The organism is Brumicola pallidula DSM 14239 = ACAM 615 (assembly GCF_000428905.1).
GTDB lineage: Bacteria > Pseudomonadota > Gammaproteobacteria > Enterobacterales > Alteromonadaceae > Glaciecola > Glaciecola pallidula.
Genome location: NZ_AUAV01000014.1, coordinates 106,028 through 125,220, shown reverse-complemented (window position 1 = coordinate 125,220; position 19,193 = coordinate 106,028). Strand labels below are relative to the sequence as shown.

General features: G+C 41.2%; 18 protein-coding genes. All 18 read right to left on the bottom strand.

Annotated elements, in window-relative coordinates:
- Window positions 1–3: 3 nt before the first annotated feature.
- Window positions 4–525, bottom strand: coding sequence for a GNAT family N-acetyltransferase (locus tag G399_RS0106070; protein WP_006011841.1), 522 nt, complete (start codon window positions 523–525; stop codon window positions 4–6).
- On the bottom strand, window positions 501–1,364 hold the full coding sequence (locus G399_RS0106065) for an MBL fold metallo-hydrolase (protein ID WP_006011839.1): 864 nt from the start codon (window positions 1,362–1,364) through the stop codon (window positions 501–503). Before G399_RS0106065 ends, G399_RS0106070 begins: the two co-directional genes overlap by 25 nt.
- Before the next feature lie 88 nt (window positions 1,365–1,452).
- Window positions 1,453–1,662, bottom strand: coding sequence for a DUF1653 domain-containing protein (locus tag G399_RS0106060; RefSeq protein WP_006011837.1), 210 nt, complete (start codon window positions 1,660–1,662; stop codon window positions 1,453–1,455).
- An 8-nt stretch (window positions 1,663–1,670) separates the two neighbouring features.
- On the bottom strand, window positions 1,671–3,221 hold the full coding sequence (locus G399_RS0106055) for a M17 family metallopeptidase (protein ID WP_006011835.1): 1,551 nt from the start codon (window positions 3,219–3,221) through the stop codon (window positions 1,671–1,673).
- Window positions 3,222–3,368: 147 nt separating this feature from the next.
- Window positions 3,369–4,430, bottom strand: a complete 1,062-nt coding sequence (gene dinB, locus G399_RS0106050; protein WP_006011832.1) for a DNA polymerase IV — start codon at window positions 4,428–4,430, stop codon at window positions 3,369–3,371.
- A 331-nt stretch (window positions 4,431–4,761) separates the two neighbouring features.
- Window positions 4,762–4,995 (bottom strand): (Na+)-NQR maturation NqrM, encoded by a 234-nt coding sequence (nqrM, locus tag G399_RS0106045; protein WP_026843520.1) that lies wholly within the window; start codon window positions 4,993–4,995, stop codon window positions 4,762–4,764.
- Window positions 4,996–5,067: 72 nt separating this feature from the next.
- Window positions 5,068–6,075: an FAD:protein FMN transferase gene (locus G399_RS0106040; protein WP_226988972.1), complete on the bottom strand. Its 1,008-nt coding sequence runs from the start codon at window positions 6,073–6,075 to the stop codon at window positions 5,068–5,070.
- 302 nt (window positions 6,076–6,377) lie between these two features.
- A complete protein-coding gene (nqrF, locus tag G399_RS0106035) occupies window positions 6,378–7,610 on the bottom strand; it encodes an NADH:ubiquinone reductase (Na(+)-transporting) subunit F (protein WP_006011825.1) in 1,233 nt (410 codons plus the stop codon).
- Between the two features lie 22 nt (window positions 7,611–7,632).
- Complete coding sequence (gene nqrE, locus G399_RS0106030) at window positions 7,633–8,241, bottom strand: NADH:ubiquinone reductase (Na(+)-transporting) subunit E (protein WP_006011824.1); 609 nt, start codon at window positions 8,239–8,241, stop codon at window positions 7,633–7,635.
- A 2-nt stretch (window positions 8,242–8,243) separates the two neighbouring features.
- A complete protein-coding gene (locus tag G399_RS0106025; protein ID WP_006011822.1) occupies window positions 8,244–8,876 on the bottom strand; it encodes an NADH:ubiquinone reductase (Na(+)-transporting) subunit D in 633 nt (210 codons plus the stop codon).
- A gap of 9 nt (window positions 8,877–8,885) precedes the next feature.
- Entirely contained in the window at window positions 8,886–9,665 is a 780-nt protein-coding gene (locus G399_RS0106020) for a Na(+)-translocating NADH-quinone reductase subunit C (protein ID WP_006011820.1), read from the bottom strand.
- Entirely contained in the window at window positions 9,655–10,935 is a 1,281-nt protein-coding gene (locus G399_RS0106015) for an NADH:ubiquinone reductase (Na(+)-transporting) subunit B (protein WP_006011818.1), read from the bottom strand. Before G399_RS0106015 ends, G399_RS0106020 begins: the two co-directional genes overlap by 11 nt.
- A gap of 3 nt (window positions 10,936–10,938) precedes the next feature.
- The gene (locus tag G399_RS0106010) at window positions 10,939–12,279 is read right to left on the bottom strand and encodes a Na(+)-translocating NADH-quinone reductase subunit A (protein WP_006011816.1); all 1,341 of its coding nucleotides are present in this window, start codon (window positions 12,277–12,279) and stop codon (window positions 10,939–10,941) included.
- A 533-nt stretch (window positions 12,280–12,812) separates the two neighbouring features.
- Window positions 12,813–14,006 (bottom strand): enoyl-ACP reductase FabV, encoded by a 1,194-nt coding sequence (fabV, locus tag G399_RS0106005; RefSeq protein ID WP_006011814.1) that lies wholly within the window; start codon window positions 14,004–14,006, stop codon window positions 12,813–12,815.
- A gap of 165 nt (window positions 14,007–14,171) precedes the next feature.
- Window positions 14,172–15,269 (bottom strand): TRAP transporter substrate-binding protein, encoded by a 1,098-nt coding sequence (locus G399_RS0106000; RefSeq protein WP_006011813.1) that lies wholly within the window; start codon window positions 15,267–15,269, stop codon window positions 14,172–14,174.
- Window positions 15,270–15,291: 22 nt separating this feature from the next.
- Window positions 15,292–16,665 carry a TRAP transporter large permease gene (locus G399_RS0105995; protein WP_026843518.1) on the bottom strand — a complete coding sequence of 458 codons (1,374 nt, stop codon included), beginning with the start codon at window positions 16,663–16,665 and terminating at the stop codon, window positions 15,292–15,294.
- Window positions 16,665–17,186 (bottom strand): TRAP transporter small permease subunit, encoded by a 522-nt coding sequence (locus G399_RS0105990; protein ID WP_006011811.1) that lies wholly within the window; start codon window positions 17,184–17,186, stop codon window positions 16,665–16,667. The genes G399_RS0105995 and G399_RS0105990 overlap by 1 nt, the downstream gene beginning before the upstream one ends.
- Before the next feature lie 248 nt (window positions 17,187–17,434).
- On the bottom strand, window positions 17,435–18,862 hold the full coding sequence (locus G399_RS0105985; protein WP_006011810.1) for an undecaprenyl-phosphate glucose phosphotransferase: 1,428 nt from the start codon (window positions 18,860–18,862) through the stop codon (window positions 17,435–17,437).
- Between the last annotated feature and the right edge of the window lie 331 nt (window positions 18,863–19,193).

Sequence of the window (19,193 nt, the reverse complement as noted above, 5' to 3'; positions counted from 1 at the left end):
CGATTAACAGCGCAGAGTCATAAAGCGACAACCAGCAACGGCATTAATGCCCGTTGGTGTTGCAGACTCTGCAAAACCGAACTTCTCATAGCAAGCAATCGCGATTGTATTCTCGCTATATACGAATAAAGACACTTCTTTTAAATCGATTTGCTGTTGCGCATTCTCAATTAATTCTGACAACAACCGTCTCGCGAGTCCTCTTCCCCTGAAGTTAGGATTGATCGCGAGCCGAGCCAAATGCGCGCGCCCCTTTATCATTTGAATTTGGCCGAAACCAATAATATTTGTATGCTGGTTAAGAACAAATGAGTGGTATTGGCCTGTTCTTATATGAAGTGCTAACTGATTAGCGGTGCAGGGGTAAACAATATTGGGGCCAGCCCATTGACGAACGAATTTACTGACCTGTGATGCAGAGACTAATTTTATACCAACAAACCAATCAGCGACAGCCACAAAATCATCTTTTGCAGCTGTCTTTAGTTCGAGATCCGAACCTACTTGTATATCGTTCTTATCCATCGTTCTTCAGTGATAAAGTTCCATGACCAGTTTTTCCACTTTTCTTCAAGACCAGCTTCAACTAAATCATCTTCACTTATACCGGCTGCCTTTTTTGCTTGAACATAGGCATAGGTTTGCTTGATCATATCAAGAAAGCGCACGTAATCGGCCTTGTTAGCCAGCGCACCGTGTCCTGGAATAACTTTAGTGTCATCGCTAATCATGCCCAACAAAGTCTCAACTGCGGCAATGTAGCCAGCAACGGACCCACCTGAATCTAAATCAATAAAGGGAAACCAATCTTTAAAAAATAAATCACCTGTATGCATTACATCAGGTTGCTCAAACCAAACGGCGCTATCGCCATCTGTATGCGCATTGGCCAGATGGAATACATGCACCGTGTCACCATTCATGTGAAACTTAACGCCTTTTTCATACGTCACAACAGGAAGCATTGCTGGGTCGGTTTCTTCACCTGATGACAAACGAACGCGTACATTTTCATGAGCGAAAATCGTGGCATTTTTATGCTTACTAAAAAATGCATTAGAGCCGGTGTGATCGCCGTGAAAATGAGTATTAATAACGTAGCGTGTTTGTTCTTTACTGATGTCAGCTAAGCTTGCCGCAATTTTATCGGCTAAATCGGCATATTGATTATCCACAATTAACAAGCCATCCGGTCCTGCAGAAACAGCGATATTGCCGCCTGCTCCCACTAACATATACACAGAACCCCCAACCGCTTGGGCTTTGACTTCGACATCATCGAAGCGACCTTGCGATAATGCCGTGGATGCTACAAAACCAACAAGCGACAGCGCTAAGAGGCTTTTCCAAATTATTTTTTTCATGTATTAATCCTTAGTGTTTATTTTTATATAGCCCGTTACCACATTCTTTTTTAACCCGTAGTTCGACAAAGCAGCCTTCGATAATTAATTAGGTCTCTGCGACAAACGCAAACCGCGATATTGCTTGGCCGTTAACGTCTACGGTTTCAGTAAACATGGCCAAAGGACGAACCCATAAACCACGCTCACCATAAGTTGGCCTGTATACGACCAGCTCTGTTTCATCTTCAGAATGTGTTGCAACACCGATGACTTCATAAGTGTTGCCTTTATAGTGTTTATATAATCCGGTTTTCAAATCGATACCTATAAGTAAGTGTTTACAAACACGTTAACCGGCGCACCGGTTGGTTTACCATGTTGCCAATCAAGATCCTCTATACCACTGCCTGCAATATCGACATGCGTGAACGGCAAAGGCAGTTCTGAATTGGCTTCATGTTTATCCAAACCAGAAGCGATCGTCAAAAATGCCATTGGAAATTGATGGCCTCGCATTGTCGTAACCGAAGGTCCATTGTTCGACGATATGACATCATCTGCTTTTGTCCTTGGTTTAACAAAGTCAAAATCTTCACGACGCGACAATGATTGCTCTACCTGATCAGCGCATAATTCGCCATGAGCAAACAGTTTTTGGGCAATACCTTGGTCTCGGGCCGGTTTATTTTCGACCAGTGCAGTGTAAGGTCCCAGCGCAATGGCTGCATGGCCTGTTAATGTTGCAACAGAAAACAGTTCAGGGTTAATCGCATTGACTGCATCTTCGCGCAAATGTGAAAGTAAATCGGCGAGTAGCATTCTACCTTCAGCATCAGTATTGCCAACTCTTACTCTAATACCTGCGTGGCTGGTAATAATTTCGTCTGGGATGAATGCATCTGCGCCAATACTGTTTCGCACAGCGCCAAGCTCGGCAATGACCTTAATGCCTTTGGGAGCAAGTAATGAAAGTGTTTTCATAAAACCTGCAACGCCTGCGGCGCCGCCTTTATCACGGCTCATGCCCGCCATGTGACCGTTGACCTTTAAGTCTGCACCACCAGTATCGAAGGTAATACCCTTGCCGGCGAATAATAGTGTCTTAGTTACTTCACCAACCGGTTCGTAAACCATACGAATAATACGTGGACGGTGTCTTTTGACTTCAATTGAGGCTCTGGCCACCGCATGCAAAAGTGGGTATTCATGTCTAATTTGGGCATCATCGGTGATAACGCTAATGCTAACATTCGAGCCTTTGAATGCGTCAACACAGTAATCAGCAAAGCCCGGTGGTGCCATGCGTTCGGGTTCTGTACCACAGAGGTCGCGAGCAAGTCGTTTCCCGGCTTCTAACGCATTTAAGCGCTGAACATCAATATTGCCCTCACTTTCAATCAAGCCGACGCAATGGATAGGCTCTATGACATCTTCATCCAATGCTTCTCTTGCCTCAAGTGGTTGCCATAAGCCTTGGCACAGCCCCAGATAAGCGGCCTCAATAGCATTTTCAAATTGTGCTGTTTGATTGGCAGTTAGACCCGCTAAATTAATTTCTAGTAGTGGCTTACGGATACCCGAATCAATAATCATTTGAGCGGTATGTCGCGCTGCATCAAAAATTCGACGAACGTCGTCATAATCTCGAGTTAATTGACCGACAGGAACTTGCAACAATCTTTTTCCAGCTACATCTGCAGCTACGAGTGTTGCAGTTATACCAACGCGTTCATCTATTGATTGATGCTGCTCTAAAATTGTTTGAATATGAGGATAATGCAGACTTGATAGTGTGTTACTTATCAGCACGTAGGCATCATAAGTAGTACTTAATTGTGACGTGTTTGTTTCTAAAACTGCTTTAGGAAAAGGCATTTATGTCTCCGTTAGGATTTGCATACTGAAAAAAATACATTTCTACGTTCACACCAGAAGTATATTTCTCGCATATCTTATTATTATTATTATTATTATTATTATTATTATTATTATTATTATTATTATTTTTGCAAAGTATAGGGTTTATTCGACACTAAACAAGGGCAAATCCAATTGATCGGTATTCAAATTGTCCATCAATGATACGTGAAGGCCAACCAAACGGACTTTTTTCCCTTCTCCCCGAACAAATGCTTTGGCTAATAGCTCGATTAATAACTGTTCATTAACTACTTGCGATTGTTGTTCAACCGTTGTTTGTTGGAAGTCGTCAAACTTTAGCTTTACACCCACTGATTTAATTGGGCTATGTTTTTTTATACCAATTCTCTCGCATAACTTAGGCAGAAGCCGAATAACAACCTCTTTGCATTGATCTAAGCTGACAAGATCGGCATCTAAAGTTCTCTCAACACCAATTGACTTTCGTTTTCTATTAGTCGAAAGCCTTCGTTCATCAATTGCGTGTGCTCTTTTCCACAGTGATGCACCAAATTTACCGAAATATTTATGCAACTTTTCAATCGGAAATGATCGAATATCCTCACACTTGTAAAGCCCTAAGTTATTTAATTTTTCGAGTGTCACCTTACCCACTCCTGGAATTTTTTTTAATGGAAGGCCTTTCACAAATTCATCTAATTGTGTTGGGGTTATAACGCAAATACCGTTCGGTTTGTTTTCATCACTAGCAACTTTAGCCACAAATTTGATGGGAGCAACACCCGCTGATGCAGTTAGTCCAGTCTCTTCAAATATGGTACGTCGAATATCTTCAGCTATATAGGTAGCACTGCCACCAAATAAATCACTTTCGGTTACATCTAAAAAGGCTTCATCTAACGAAAGTGGCTCTATTTCATCGGTATAACGTAAATATATTGCTTTTATTTGCTCTGACACTTTTACATACTCATCCATTCTACCTTTTACTAACACGAGGTTTGGACAAAGTCGTAGAGCCGTTGCTGTTGCCATAGCCGAACGCACACCAAATTTTCTTGCGGGATAATTACAGGTAGCAATGACTCCGCGGCGGTCGGCACTGCCGCCAATAGCTATTGGTTTATGCTGTAATGTTGGATCATCTCGCATTTCGACGGCCGCATAAAAGCAATCCATGTCGACATGAATAAACTTACGCATTGAATAAACTTAACATCAGCATAATATGGACCTTCAATTGAACAGCCTGTATATAAAAACAGTATAAAACAATATTTGGCATTTACCAATCAATCATCGGCTTGTTTGATGTCTCCATTGACATCATTAAGCAAGTTTTAGTTGGTAATAGAGTGTGGGAAGAAACGCTAAAATCAGAGATATTGATTTTTAGATATGTTTAACATTAAGATCGCGAAAAGATAAAAAAAAGCGTTATTTTAAAGAGATCGTTGTAGGATTTACAAACTGCTATAACAAAGTAGACCTTCAATATCGCTGTAGATAATTAAAATAAAAGGCTACTCAGAAATCAAAGAATTTGATTATCCTGCCATTCTTTTATTTTTATCTGTCTTTTCTCTTCTCTTTCCATTCTGGCTTTTTTTCTATCACAGGGTTCTGGGCAGTCACAAGCTTTAGATATACCCAAAGCCCCTAAACCTCCGCAACTGCCGGCTATTGTTTTTCTTTGTAAAATAAAACCAATAGCCATGGCCGGTACCATCAATAAGAAAAGTGCAAATGCTAATATAAATGTACTCACGTTAACCTCTTAAAATTTCAATCTATTACGATATGAACCTACAAGACGATTGTATGCTCAACATATGAATAACTAATTTTGTTGTATATCCCTGATGAACATGGGTGAGGCATATTCTATAAAATCATCACCTTGCTTCATGATCATAAAAACAGCTAAGTCATTTCTTTGTGCAAGCTCTTTGGCTTTTTCTGCGCCCATTACATTTAACGCAGTTGCTAAACCGTCGGCAGTCATCGATGATGCATGTACTACGGTTACTGACACTAAATTATGAGTAATCGGATATCCTGTTGTTGGTTCAATCAAATGCGAATAACGGATCCCATCTTGTTCAAAGTAATTGCGGTAATTACCTGAGGTCGCCACCGCATTATTACCAATACTTATAATCTTTTGTATCGCCCGCTCATTACTTATCGGCTTTTCAATGGCAATACGCCAGTCGCTTCCATTTGCTTTTTTGCCAGCGACTCTCATTTCACCACCAATTTCGACAAGATAATCGTTTATTTGCCTTCCTTCAATGATATCAGCTACAACGTCAACACCATACCCTTTTGCTATCGTCGATAAGTCGATATATAACTTAGAGTGTAATTTCGTTACAACGCCTGAGTTCAATTCAAACTTATCAATACCAACAAAGTCTTCGATTTCTAGTAATTGTGATTTAGTTGGAATAACCTCGGCTCGTTTATCTGGCCCAAAGCCCCACAAGTTGACTAAAGGACCTACGGTCACATCTAAACTACCACCACTTAGATTATGCAGTCTGATGGCTTCTGTTAGCACATATTCGGTTTGTTCGGAAATCGCAAAAGGTTGTCCGGCTTCAGCTTCATTTAGCTTTGATAATTCTGAATCTGGGTCGTATGTCGACATCAAAGCGTTAACCTGTATTAGCGCGTCATCTATTTCGCCTTGAAGCGCTTTTACGTCTATGGGTGTTTCGGGTCGTTTAACAACCTTTATCGAGTAGGTGGTGCCCATGGTTTGCCCTGAAATAATAATTTCAGTGGGTTTGCTTGGCGCACAAGAAACGATGAATAATAACAAAAAGGGGAGTAAGAATTTCAATGCTATCCTCGCGATTTACAAATTGATAAGCACCCAATATGAACTAAATTCTTATTATGTGCTAGGCGACTTAACGTTGCAGTAGATTATACATGAATTTTTGATGATATAAAAAAAATGGCTAAAATATAAAGACATAGCGCGTAACAAAAACCAAAGAATAATTACCCTCTTGGCCTCTAGTAAATTTCTACTAGACAAGCATGTCTTGTGTGGGCTGATTGCATCACGAACATCGTGTTTGAAAGACAAAAAAGCGCCCTTGAGGCGCCTAATCTAGTCTTCTGCTTGGATGTTACAAATTAACCACCGAAATCGTCCAGCATGATGTTTTCATCTTCTACACCGAGTTCTTTAAGCATGTTGATTACTGCTGCGTTCATCATAGGTGGACCACACATATAGAACTCACAGTCTTCAGGTGCTGGATGGGTTTTCAAATAGTTTTCCAACAATACATTGTGAATAAACCCCGTATCGCCAGTCCAGTTATCTTCTGGTTGTGGGTCAGACAATGCAACGTGCCATTCAAAGTTGTCATTTTCTTTCGCCAACATATCGAAATCCTCTACATAAAACATTTCACGTGACGATCGAGCACCATACCAGAACGTTATCTTGCGAGGTGTTTTTAGTCTACGGAGTTGGTCGAATATGTGTGAACGCATTGGCGCCATGCCAGCACCGCCGCCGACAAACACCATTTCGGCATCTGTCTCTTTAGCATAGAATTCGCCGAAAGGACCAGATATGGTGACTTTGTCACCTGCTTTCAAAGACCATATAAATGAAGACATTTTACCAGCAGGCAAGCTTAGGTTCTTGGGTGGCGGCGTAGCAATACGCACGTTCAACAAAATAATACCTTCTTCTTCTGGGTAGTTTGCCATTGAGTAAGCACGAATAGTTTCTTCGTCACATTTTGACTCAACATCAAAGAAACCAAAATGTTCCCAGTCTTTACGATATTCAGCAGGCACATCAAAGTCTTTATACTTTATGTGATGAGGTGGCGCCTCAATTTGGATATATCCACCTGCTTTGAACGGAACACTTTCGCCGTCAGGAATACCTAGCTTAAGCTCTTTGATGAAAGTTGCTTCGTTACTGTTCGAAAGAACGTCGCATTCCCATTTCTTGATACCAAACACGTCTTCAGGTAATTTAATATCCATGTCTTGTTTGATTGATACTTGGCAAGACAAACGGCAGCCTTGCTTAGCCTCCCGCTTCGAAATATGATCAAGCTCAGTGGGCAATATTTCACCACCACCTGATTTAATATCAACAGTACACTGACCGCAAGAACCACCACCACCGCATGCTGAAGATACAAAAATGCCCGAGTCAGCTAACGCGCCCAGTAACTTGCCACCTGGAGAGGTGGTAATTGTTTTAGATGGATCGCCATTAATAGTGATTACAACATCACCTTCAGGCACTAATTTCGATTTCGCAAACATGATAATGAACACTAACGCTAATACAATAGCGATAAACATGCCTACACCGAGATAGATTTCAGTTGGATTCATTTTATCTATTCTCCTATTCGCTTTACAGCGAAATACCTGTGAATGATTGGAAGCCCAATGCCATTAAACCAGCGATCATAAACACAGAACCTAATCCGCGAATACCATCAGGCATATCGGCATACTTTAATTTTTCACGTATCGCAGCAAGCAAGATAATGGCCATTGCCCAACCTGCTCCACTGCCAATGCCGTATACGATACTTTCGGTGAAGTTGTATTCGCGTTGGACCGCAAACGCAACACCACCGAATATGGCACAGTTTACGGTGATAAGCGGCAAGAAGATCCCCAACGCGTTATATAAAGCGGGGAAAAACTTGTCAAGTGTCATTTCCAGTATCTGAACCAAAGCAGCAATTACACCGATAAAGGTCAAGAAACTTAAGAAACTAAGGTCGGCATCTGGGAAGCCAGCCCAATCTAGAGCACCAGGGGCAAGAATATTTACAAATATAACTTGGTTAACAGGTACTGAAATGCCCAATACCACGATAACGGCAACACCCAAACCCATTGATGTCTTTACTTTCTTTGATACGGCTAAAAAAGTACACATACCTAGGAACAATGACAATGCCATGTTCTCAATAAATACTGCTCTGATGAATAATGCTGCATAATGTTCCATGATTATTCCTTAGGCTCCACTTGTTCTGGACGAATAGTACGAATAAACCAAATCATACCGCCGATCAGGAAGAAAGAGCTAAATGGGAGTATCAACAGACCATTACCTTGATACCAGCCACCATTAGTAACCAGCGGCAATATTTCAAACCCAAGAAGGGTACCAAAACCCGCTAACTCTTTGATTGTACCAATAACAATCAGAATAAATGAATATCCCAAACCGTTACCAATACCGTCTAAGAAGCTCATCAGAGGAGGCGACTTCATCGCGTAAGCCTCGGCGCGTCCCATTACGATACAGTTTGTAATGATCAGACCGACAAATACTGACAACTGCTTAGAAATTTCGTAAGAGTAAGCTTTCAATATTTGGTCAACCACAATTACCAATGACGCGATAATAGTCATCTGAATAATAATACGCACGCTTGACGGTATTTGATTTCGTATAAGTGAAATAAACAAACTAGAAAACGCGGTTACTGCGGTTAATGCCAACGACATTACCAATGCGGTTTCTAGTTTTGTTGTAATTGCCAATGCAGAACAAATACCAAGTACATGCAAAGCAATCGGGTTACTGTCTAAAATTGGCCCAAACAGGGCTTGTTTCATTTCTTTAGTGTCAGCCATTGTGGTCCCTTATGATTTCCAAGATTGCTTTTTAAGATAATTACCATAGCCATTATCACTAGCCCAATACTCCAACGTATTTTCTACCCCATTGCTGGTTAGTGTGGCACCTGACAGCGCATCAACCGCATACTGGTTATCTCGGTTATCGCCTTTGTTAACTTCAATAGCCACGTTACCGTTCTTGAAAAGCTGTTTACCATTCCACTTAGCCTGCCATTCTGGGTTTTGAATCTCACCACCCAATCCCGGCGTTTCTTTGTGTTGATAAAAAATCAATTCGCGAATCGTGTGACCATCACTGTCAAGCGCTAGGAAACCGAACATTAAGTCCCATAGACCACTACCATGAACCGGCAGAATGATGCGTGATACAACGCCGTCGTCATCTTTAATTAAGAAGATGCTGGCAACGTTAGCACGCCTAGAGAAACCAGCGGGACTACCTTCTGCTTTCGTACTCGTTTCTGGGGCTTTAGAAACTCTTCCATACATATCGTAAGGTTTTGACTCACCTTCAGCAGGATTAGCGACATATTCACCAGTTGTTAGATTAACGAAACGCTCTACGACTCTTGCATCATAAACAATGCCAATTTCTTTTTTTGTTTTAGCTTCGCCAAGCAGACCTGCCGCAGCCAAAATATTTGATTGTCTATCGAGTGCGGCGTTAGCTTGCTGTAATTCACGCAAGCCAACGGCGGCTCCCGATACAATAATTGAACAAACTAAACAAACAGCAACGACAACACCGACTGTTTTACCTAACGTTTCTTTTTTAGCCGACACGTGCAACCCTCCGCTTTATATTGCTTTGCGCCACGAAATAATCGAATAATGGCGCCCACAAGTTAGCAAATAATATGGCTAGCATTATCCCTTCAGGGAATGCCGGATTAATAACCCGAATCAACACTGTCATCAAACCGATGAAGAAGCCATAAAACCACTTTCCTTGGTTAGTAAATGAGGCCGACACTGGGTCAGTTGCCATAAAGAACATACCAAACGCTAATCCGCCTATAACGAAGTGCCAGTAGAAGGGCATTGCGTAAATTGATGTTGGGTCGCTGGCAAAAAAGTTAAGCAATGTGCTAAAGAATATGACGCCGAGACCCACGCCTGAAACAATACGCCAGCTTGCAATACCCAAATAAATAATGAAAAGCCCGCCTACCATAATCAGTAAACTAGAGACCTCTCCTACAGAGCCTGGAATATTGCCTATGAATGAATTCATCCATAAGTCGGCTTCACTTATTGTTTGATTAACCAAGTTACCTGATGCATCTAATACTTGCATAGAAGCAAAGTTAACCGAATCTCCAAAGTTCATGGTTTGATTCGCAGCGTTGCTGAGCCAAGTCGCGCCAGAATATCCATCCGCTAATTGAGCCGCAATCCAGGGTTGATCACCAGAAATTTGAGCTGGATAGGCGAAGTATAAGAAAGCACGACCGGATAAGGCTGGATTTAGGAAGTTTCGGCCTGTGCCACCAAAGATCTCTTTAGCAATAACAATACCGAAGGTAATGCCTAGAGCAACTTGCCATAAAGGAATAGTTGATGGCAATGTCAATGCAAATAAGACTGAGGTTACAAAGAAACCCTCATTAATTTCATGTTTTCTAACTGACGCAAATAATACTTCCCAGAACCCGCCAACAATAAAAGTTGTTGCATAAATAGGAACAAAAAAGCACGCACCGTAAAGTAACATCGAGAATATGCCAGCATCACCGGTTAGCGTTCCACCTAATGCCGAAAATAAACCAGCCTGCCAACCATCGTACAACGCACCACCGGCCTCGATAGCATAAGATGCTTGCACACCGACATTGTACATACCATAAAACATGGCTGGGAATGTTGCCATCCACACCATGATCATGATGCGTTTTAAATCGATACTGTCTTTAACGTGCGTATTCGCGACGTTTACTTTACCCGGTGTGTAGAAGATAGTCGCAGCAGCTTCGTAAAGTGCATAAAACTTGTCGTATTTACCACCTGGTTCAAAATCAGGTTCAATTTTTTCTAAATAAACTTTTAATCCCATGACTTAACCCTCTTCTTCAATCTTGGTCAAACATTCACGCAACACTGGACCATAATTATATTTACCAGGGCATACGTAGGTACATAGCGACAAATCTTCTTCATCCAATTCCAGAGCACCTAAGCTACTTGCACCGTCACTATCACCCGACAATAGGTCGCGCAACAGCAGGGTAGGAATGATGTCTAAAGGCATTATACGTTCATAGTTACCGATTGGCACCATAGAACGATCAGAACCATTCGTTGTAGTTGTCATGTTGAAAAGTTTTTTGGGTGACAAATGACCTAGATAAGCCCGCGTCACAGAGTGTTGATTTGAGCCTGGCTTAGCCCAACCAAACAACTTCTTTTCTTTATCTTCAACCAAAAGCGATATTTGGTTGTGATAACGACCAACATAGGCTTGAGGACCTTGTGCCGTAGTACCATTCAAAATGGAGCCTGAAATAACTCTAACAGGACCATCAATTTTCTGATCAACAACGAGTTCATCAATGCTTGCACCCAATACAGTGCTCACTAATTTAGGCGATTTTGCTGCAGGACCGGCAATTGATAACACTTTAGTTGTGTCTAACTTACCTGTTTTAAGCAACGATCCGATAGCAATAACGTCTTGATAACCCACGTGCCAAACGAACTTTTTCATACCAACGGGATCAAGATGATGAATATGAGTACCCACAAGACCTGCAGGATGCGGCCCTGCAAACTCGTTGACATCAACAATAGCATCGCCAGTGTGAATATCTGCACCGGGCGCTTTACTCACAAACACTTTACCGTCGGTTAGTTTAGCTAATACTTTCAAACCAAAAGCAAAGTATTCTTTGCGACCAGCAATGATAATTTGCGGGTCGCCTGCCAACGGATTAGTGTCCATTGCAGAAACAAAAATTGAGGAAGGTGTTGAGCCAACTGCAGGATTTTTGCTATATGGACGAGTTCTAATAGCTGTCCAAGAACCTGATTCGACTAGAAGTTCGCTTATCGCAGAACGTTCAGCTGTTGCAAGTGAAGCATCATCAAATGTCGGAAAGGTTATTTCATCATCACCTTTAAGCTTAATAACCACTGACTGCAAAATACGTTTTGCACCCCGATTTACCTCGATAACTTCGCCCGCAGCAGGAGCCGTAAATTTTACACCGGGATTTTTTTTGTCTTCAAAAAGCAACTGCCCTTTTTTAACCGCATCACCTACCTGAACATGCATCGTGGGACGCATGCCGTTATATTCTTCCCCCAGGATGGCGACTCGGGTTACAGTTGGCCCTGGATGGACCTTCTGCTCCGGCGCGCCTTCAATAGGAAGATCTAAGCCTTTCTTGATTTTTATCATACGTAATTGACTACTCTAATTTAAAATACCAATTTTAATCAGCCTGTCTGCCTGAAAGCCGATTAAAATTTATATCTTGTTTGTATTATTGACCAAGTTATTGCTGTGATAATACCACTAGGTCAGTTAACTCAATCCCTTACTGCTACGCAAAATCTAAAATGCTACACCCGCTCCGATAAAGCTTTCACATAACGAAGTGAGTAGTGCCTGTAAGAAGGTCTACGCTCATCCGTGGTTTATTATTATTATGTGTAAACTCAAAATCACTGAGATGGTATTGTAAAGAAAACAAACTTCTGTTTTTGCAACTAGAAATGTGACAAGCGGATTTTAGCATTAATGAATGTGAAAATGCTATGTTATTAATACCAAAAACTGCAATTTAATTGTTGTATTGTGAACAAAATTTTCCACTTCGCAATCTAACGAAGCTAACATTTACTCATGCGGAGCCTATGATAGCTTCAAATCTGAGGATTCCTATACTCGCTAAGCAAATGCTATACCAAACATCGCTCTTTGGACCATAATTACGACCAAGTTACTACATGGTTAACATCGGCTTCGTAATCAACACCTTGAATGTCAAACCCAAAAAGAGTTAAGAATTCGTGGTGATAACCGGCATAATCACTTAATGCATGGAAATTTTCTTGAGTCACCTTATCCCACAATGCCTTTATTTTAGCCTGAGTTGCATTATTGGTTTCTTTGTCTTCCATATGATAACGATGCATATTATCCATTGCAGGATTGGATGCATAAAGGCAACGAGTGTAAAGACCCTCTATTTGCTCAATGCAACCTTCGTGCGTGCCTTCTTCTTTCATCACTTTGTAAATTAGAGATATATATAAAGGCATAACCGGAATAGCAGAGCTTGCCTGAGTAACTAAGGCCTTCAAAGAAGATACGTTTGCACTCACATTATTAGCGTTTAATTTAGCGATAATAGCCGACGCGGCGCGATCTAAATCTTCTTTCGCCAAACCGATCGTTGCCTGTCCGTAAATAGGCCAAGTAAGTTCTTTGCCAATATAAGTGTAGGCTGTTGTTTTCGCGTTTTCTGATACCACACCAGCGTCATTCAACATGACTAACCAACGCTCCCAGTCTTCCCCTCCCATAACTTTTACAGTCTGGTCGATTTCGTCCTGATTAGCCGGTTCAAGCGTTATTTCATGAACTTTATCTTTGTCAGTATCGTAAGTTTTGGTGGTGTAACCTTGACCCACAGGCTTTAGTGTGGATTTATAAACTTCGCCAGTATCTGGATCGGTTCTTCTTGGAGACGCTAAACTGTAGATAATCAGGTCAACTGAGCCTAAGTCTTTCTTTATTTTATCAATAACGGCTATTTTCATATTATCGGAGAACGCATCACCATTCATCGTTTCAGCATACAAGCCAGCCGTTTTTGCTTGGTCATGAAAAGCCGCCGTATTATACCAACCGGCCGTGCCTGTTTTGCGATCTGTAGGCTCTTTTTCAAAACAGATACCAAGGGTTTTTGCAGCATAGCCAAATGCAGAAGTAATTCGAGAAGCTAATCCATACCCAGTAGAACATCCAATTACCAGTACATTTTTGGGACCAGCAAGTTCAGACTTGGCCTTTACGTCTTGTGACTTTACATAGTTGATTTGGTTTTCAACACTCTTTGCACAACCCGCAGGGTGAGCATTGGTACAAATAAAACCTCTAATTTTTGGCTTAATGACCATAATAACTTCCTTTTTTATCACGCATAAAAAACGCGCGATTGATTAATTGGCTAATTTAGTAGTGCTTGTAGCCCAGCATTCTACTCAAAATTAGCGGTTATATCTAACAAACGCGCGCATTCTAGTGCCATTCGGTTAATAAACAAATCAGATCAGATAGAAAATCTATTCTCTATTTTCATAATACTCTTGCTCTGACACTTTGTGATAGGCTTTTACTTCTTGAAAAAAAGCATCATACGATGCGTAAATTCGATCAAAGTCTGCATCGTTTGCACGCTCTTGCTTAATCACTTTTGCTGTTGCCACTTTTAATGCTTCAAGCACATCTTTAGGCAGTGCGCGCAGTTGCGTGCCATACTCCACGAGTTGTTTCAGTGCTTTCGGGTTTCTGGCTGTATATTCATCTAGCATGTCTTGATTTGTCGCTCGTGTGGCTACTTCGACTATTTTTTGTAAGTCTGTTGGTAACGCATCAAATGCCGCTTTGTTAACAATAAATTCAAGCAATGTTCCAGGCTCATGCCAACCGCTGTGATAGTAATACGTTGCCGCTTTGTGCAGGCCAAAAGCCAAATCGTTGTATGGGCCAACCCACTCAGTTGCATCTATCACACCGGTTTGCAACGCCGTAAACAACTCACCGCCAGTAAGCGTTATGGGTAAACCACCAACTTCTTTAAACACGTCCCCACCCAAGCCAGGAATACGCATTTTTAGGCCTTGGAAATCTTCTAAACTATTAATTTCTTTTTTAAACCAACCTGCCATCTGAGTACCCGAACTGCCGCCGGCGAATGGAATAACGCCATAAGGCGCATATAGCTCGCGCCATAATTCCATGCCTCCGCCGTAATGCAGCCAAGCATTCATTTCTGTCGCATTCATGCCAAATGGAATGGCACTAAAAATTGGCGCAGCTGGCATTTTACCTTTCCAGTAATATGCGCCTGCGTGACCCATTTCGACACTACCACCAGACACTGCATCAAATACTTCGAACCCGGGAACTAGCTCCCCAGCGCCATAAACTCTCACTTCCAAGCGACCACCAGACATCTCGTTCACATATTCTGCGAAGGTCTCTGGTCCTTTACCTAAGCCTGGGAAATTTTTCGGCCATGAGGTAACAAGCTTCCACTTTATGCTTTCAACAGGCGCTTTAACGACTGCGGTTGAGGTATTTTCTTCACTTTTACCGCTACAAGAAGCAATCGCGAACATAGCCGCAGCAGCAAATAGTAAACTAAGCGATTTTTTCATTTTTTTCTCCTTTCAAATAAGATTAGTTGGCGCCATAAAGGACTGAAGGCAACCATGTGATAATACCTGGCCAAATTGCCATTAGAATCAACAAACAAAGCTGAATGATAATAAATGGGATCACGCCTTTATAAATTTGTTCTGTCTTGACAGTATCGGACGTGACACCTCGAAGATAAAACAATGCAAAACCGAAAGGTGGTGTTAAAAAACTGGTCTGCAAGTTGACTGCAATCATAATGCCTAACCAGATAGGATCGAGCCCCATCATAAGTAAAATAGGTGCAATAATTGGGACTACTACAAAGGTGATCTCAATAAAATCGAGAATAAAGCCAAGAAGAAAAATAACCACCATTACTAACAACACAGCGGTAAATACGCCGCCAGGTAAATCGGCAAAGAATGCTTGTAAAAGCTCTTCACCGCCAAAACCACGAAACACGAGGGAAAATATCGATGCACCAATTAGGATTAAGAAAACCATTGATGTGATTTTGGTGGTTTCCCGCACCACATATTTGGTATTCTCACCATTGATTTTCTTCTTCAATAACGCCAGAAAAACGGAACCAATAGCGCCAACAGCGGCAGCTTCTGTGGGTGTTGCTTTGCCCGTTAATATCGCCCCTAATACAGCAATAATCAGCAATAACGGAGGCAGTAACGCAAGAAGAAGTGATTTTAAGTTAGCGTGCTCACTTTCTTGGCCATGCGCTGGCACTTGCGACGGGCTAAACTTACTGACAGCCCATAAATAAAGTAAGTAAAAAATAACCAGAATAAACCCCGGAACAATAGCACCGACAAATAAGTCGCCTACAGAGACACTGTCGGGCGAAAATATTCCCATATCAAGCTGTGCTTTTTGATATGCACTAGATAACACATCGCCCAATAGAACGAGTGCGATAGAAGGCGGAATAATTTGCCCTAACGTACCCGTTGCACAAATAGTTCCCGTAGCTAGAGAGGGCGAATAACCTCGTTTCAGCATAGTGGGCAATGAAAGTAAGCCCATTGTTACTACTGTAGCACCAACAATACCAGTACTGGCTGCTAGTAACATACCGACTAATACAACCGATACACCGAGGCCCGTTTTAAAGCGACCCAATAAACCTGACATTGCGACTAACAGGTCTTCCGCAATTTTGGAGCGCTCGAGCACAACACCCATAAAAACAAATAGCGGAACCGCAATAAGAGTTTGATTTTTCACAATACCGAATAAACGGCTTGGTGTTGCTAGCAAATAACTACCGTCAAACACGCCAAAGAAAATACCAATGCCAGCGAAAACTAGGGATGTGCCAGCAAGAGTCAATGCGACAGGGTAACCAATCAACAAGAACAAACAAACCACAAGAAACAGGACCAGAGAGAGAATTTCCATTATTTGGACACGCCAGCCAATATTAAGCTTTGTTTAATCGCCTCTGATACACCCTGCAAAAACATGGTAAATGAAAATAATAAAATGAACGACTTCAACACATACAAAAAAGGAAGACCGCCAGACTCCATAGAACCTTCGAGCGTTTGCCATGATTCGAATACGTAATGCCAACTAACAACAGTAATAAAAATCATCACCGGCAATAGCAAAAATAATGTGCCGACTAGATTAACCAGTGCTTTTCGCCGATGACTAAAGCCTCGATAAAATACATCAACACGAACATGACCATCATGTTGCAGGGTGTAAGCACTACCAAGCAAAAAAACGGCGGCATGCAGATAAACAACTGACTCTTGCATGGCTATCCAGCCAAGATTAAAGCCGTAGCGTAAAACCACCACGGCGAAAGTAACTGCAGCCATTAAGAAAGTAAAATAACTAACACATTCGCCTATTCTTTTATTAATGACGTCAATTGTTGCTGATACGGATGAAACTGCGCCGACTAACGACATGGCATACCCTCGCCTATTGGCCATTCTTTAATAAAATGTTAATGAACGTATTCTGGCACATATAAACACCTGACGTTAAGTATTTTTTGACTTGATAGAGTGATCTACAAGCACACTTTGCAAACCTATTCGAAGAAAATATGAGTGCTTATTTTAAACCAATGACGGCTTGATCCAAAAGCAAGTTAATATAATAGAAATTAAGATCTCAAAAGAGAGAATTATACTGTTCCTATATTGTTAAAAAACTAATAAGCGTTTTTATCAACAAATCCTTTAAATATGGTCACTGTAATAATTTTCATGTCCAACCAAACTGACCAGCGGTGAATATACTCCAGATCATATTCGACTCGTTTAACCATTTTATTAACGGTTTCTGTCTCTCCTCTGAAACCGTTAATTTGCGCCCAGCCGGTAATCCCAGGTTTGACTTTGTGTCGCAGCATGTATCCTTCAATCAACTTGCGATACTGCTCATTATGCGCAACGGCATGCGGACGAGGACCAACGATCGACATTCTGCCTTGCAATACATTAAAAAACTGAGGGAGTTCGTCTAAAGACCGGCGACGCAGAAACGCACCAAACGGGGTCACTCGTTTATCATCCACTGTTACTTGTTCTACCTTTTCCCCATTATCTTCAGTGAGCATCGATCGAAACTTATAAATTTTTATTTGACGACCGTCTAAGCCATAACGATTTTGTTTAAAAATTATGGGACCTGTTGAGGTCGCTTTTATGCCGATGGCGATGAATAACATTGGTATTGCTATTAACACTAAAATGCAAGCACTAAGAATGAGGTCTTCAGCTCGTTTTAATACATTATTAGCACCTTGAAAAGGAGTATCAAATACACTGAGAGTCTGTACGGAGCCAACGGTTTGCCATCTTGCATTTAACAGATTATAAATAAAGAAATTTGGAATAATATAAACGCTACAGGTGGTATCACTGCAGCGATTTAGTATATCCATAATTCTATTTTCAGCGCTCATGGGCATTGCGATATAAATGAAATCAATTTCACCTCTATTGGCAGCTTCTAACGCAGCTTCAATAGTGCCAACCACATGGCTTTGCAATTCATCCGGTAATCGACTGGCTTCTCTATCATCAAAAATACCTTTTAAACGAATACCGAGATGTTCATTCTCAGTAATTTGTTGGGATAAATTATAACCCGAAGGAGTTGCGCCAATAATCGCGGCATAACGAGAATTACGACCTTTTTTACGCAAAACAAACAGGAACTCACGAAACACGATACGCCAAGCAGACAAAGCAGGATAGGTAGCAATCAGCCACATTAGTATTGTTATTTCACCGTAGGCAGCTAATGTGGGGAAAAAGTACGCAAACGCTATAATACCGATGCCGGTTATTGTCCAAGCAATAGATGTATATTTAATCAGCAGGGTGGTTGACTGTGTTCGCCAAGATCTATATAAATCGAGTCCTTCTGCCGTGACGTTAAAACCGATGATGCCAACAAATAGTAAAATCATACTTGAGGGTTCAATATCAACTCGGCGAAAAATCAGGATTAGAAAGTAGAGCAGCGCAATAGTAACAAGATCGACAAGCCGATACAGAGTAGAAAAACTACTCTTGTTCGATTGAATAACTCCTGCACCTCTGTATCTACCTGTTTTTGTTGTTTTTTTCATTCTCACCCTTGCACAACGATTGACAATACCTTATTTAACTTATTTATTTGCCGCAATATAAGGTGTTTTTTTAGTTTAGCGATGCTGTTTTTTGCTTTTACAATTTTGCAGAAAACAAACAAGCTCAGATTTATTACTTAATATATCACGGTCACCTTGAATAAAAATTAACAACATAGTCGCAGCAGATACATTACGAATAATTTAAGGTGGTTAGTATTTGTTCATTGTTTTGGACATAACGGATAGGATACAATACTATTTGCTTCGTTGTCCTTGCCCGCAAGCATCTGTATTAAATTTAACAACAGATGACCTGCAAACGGCTGAT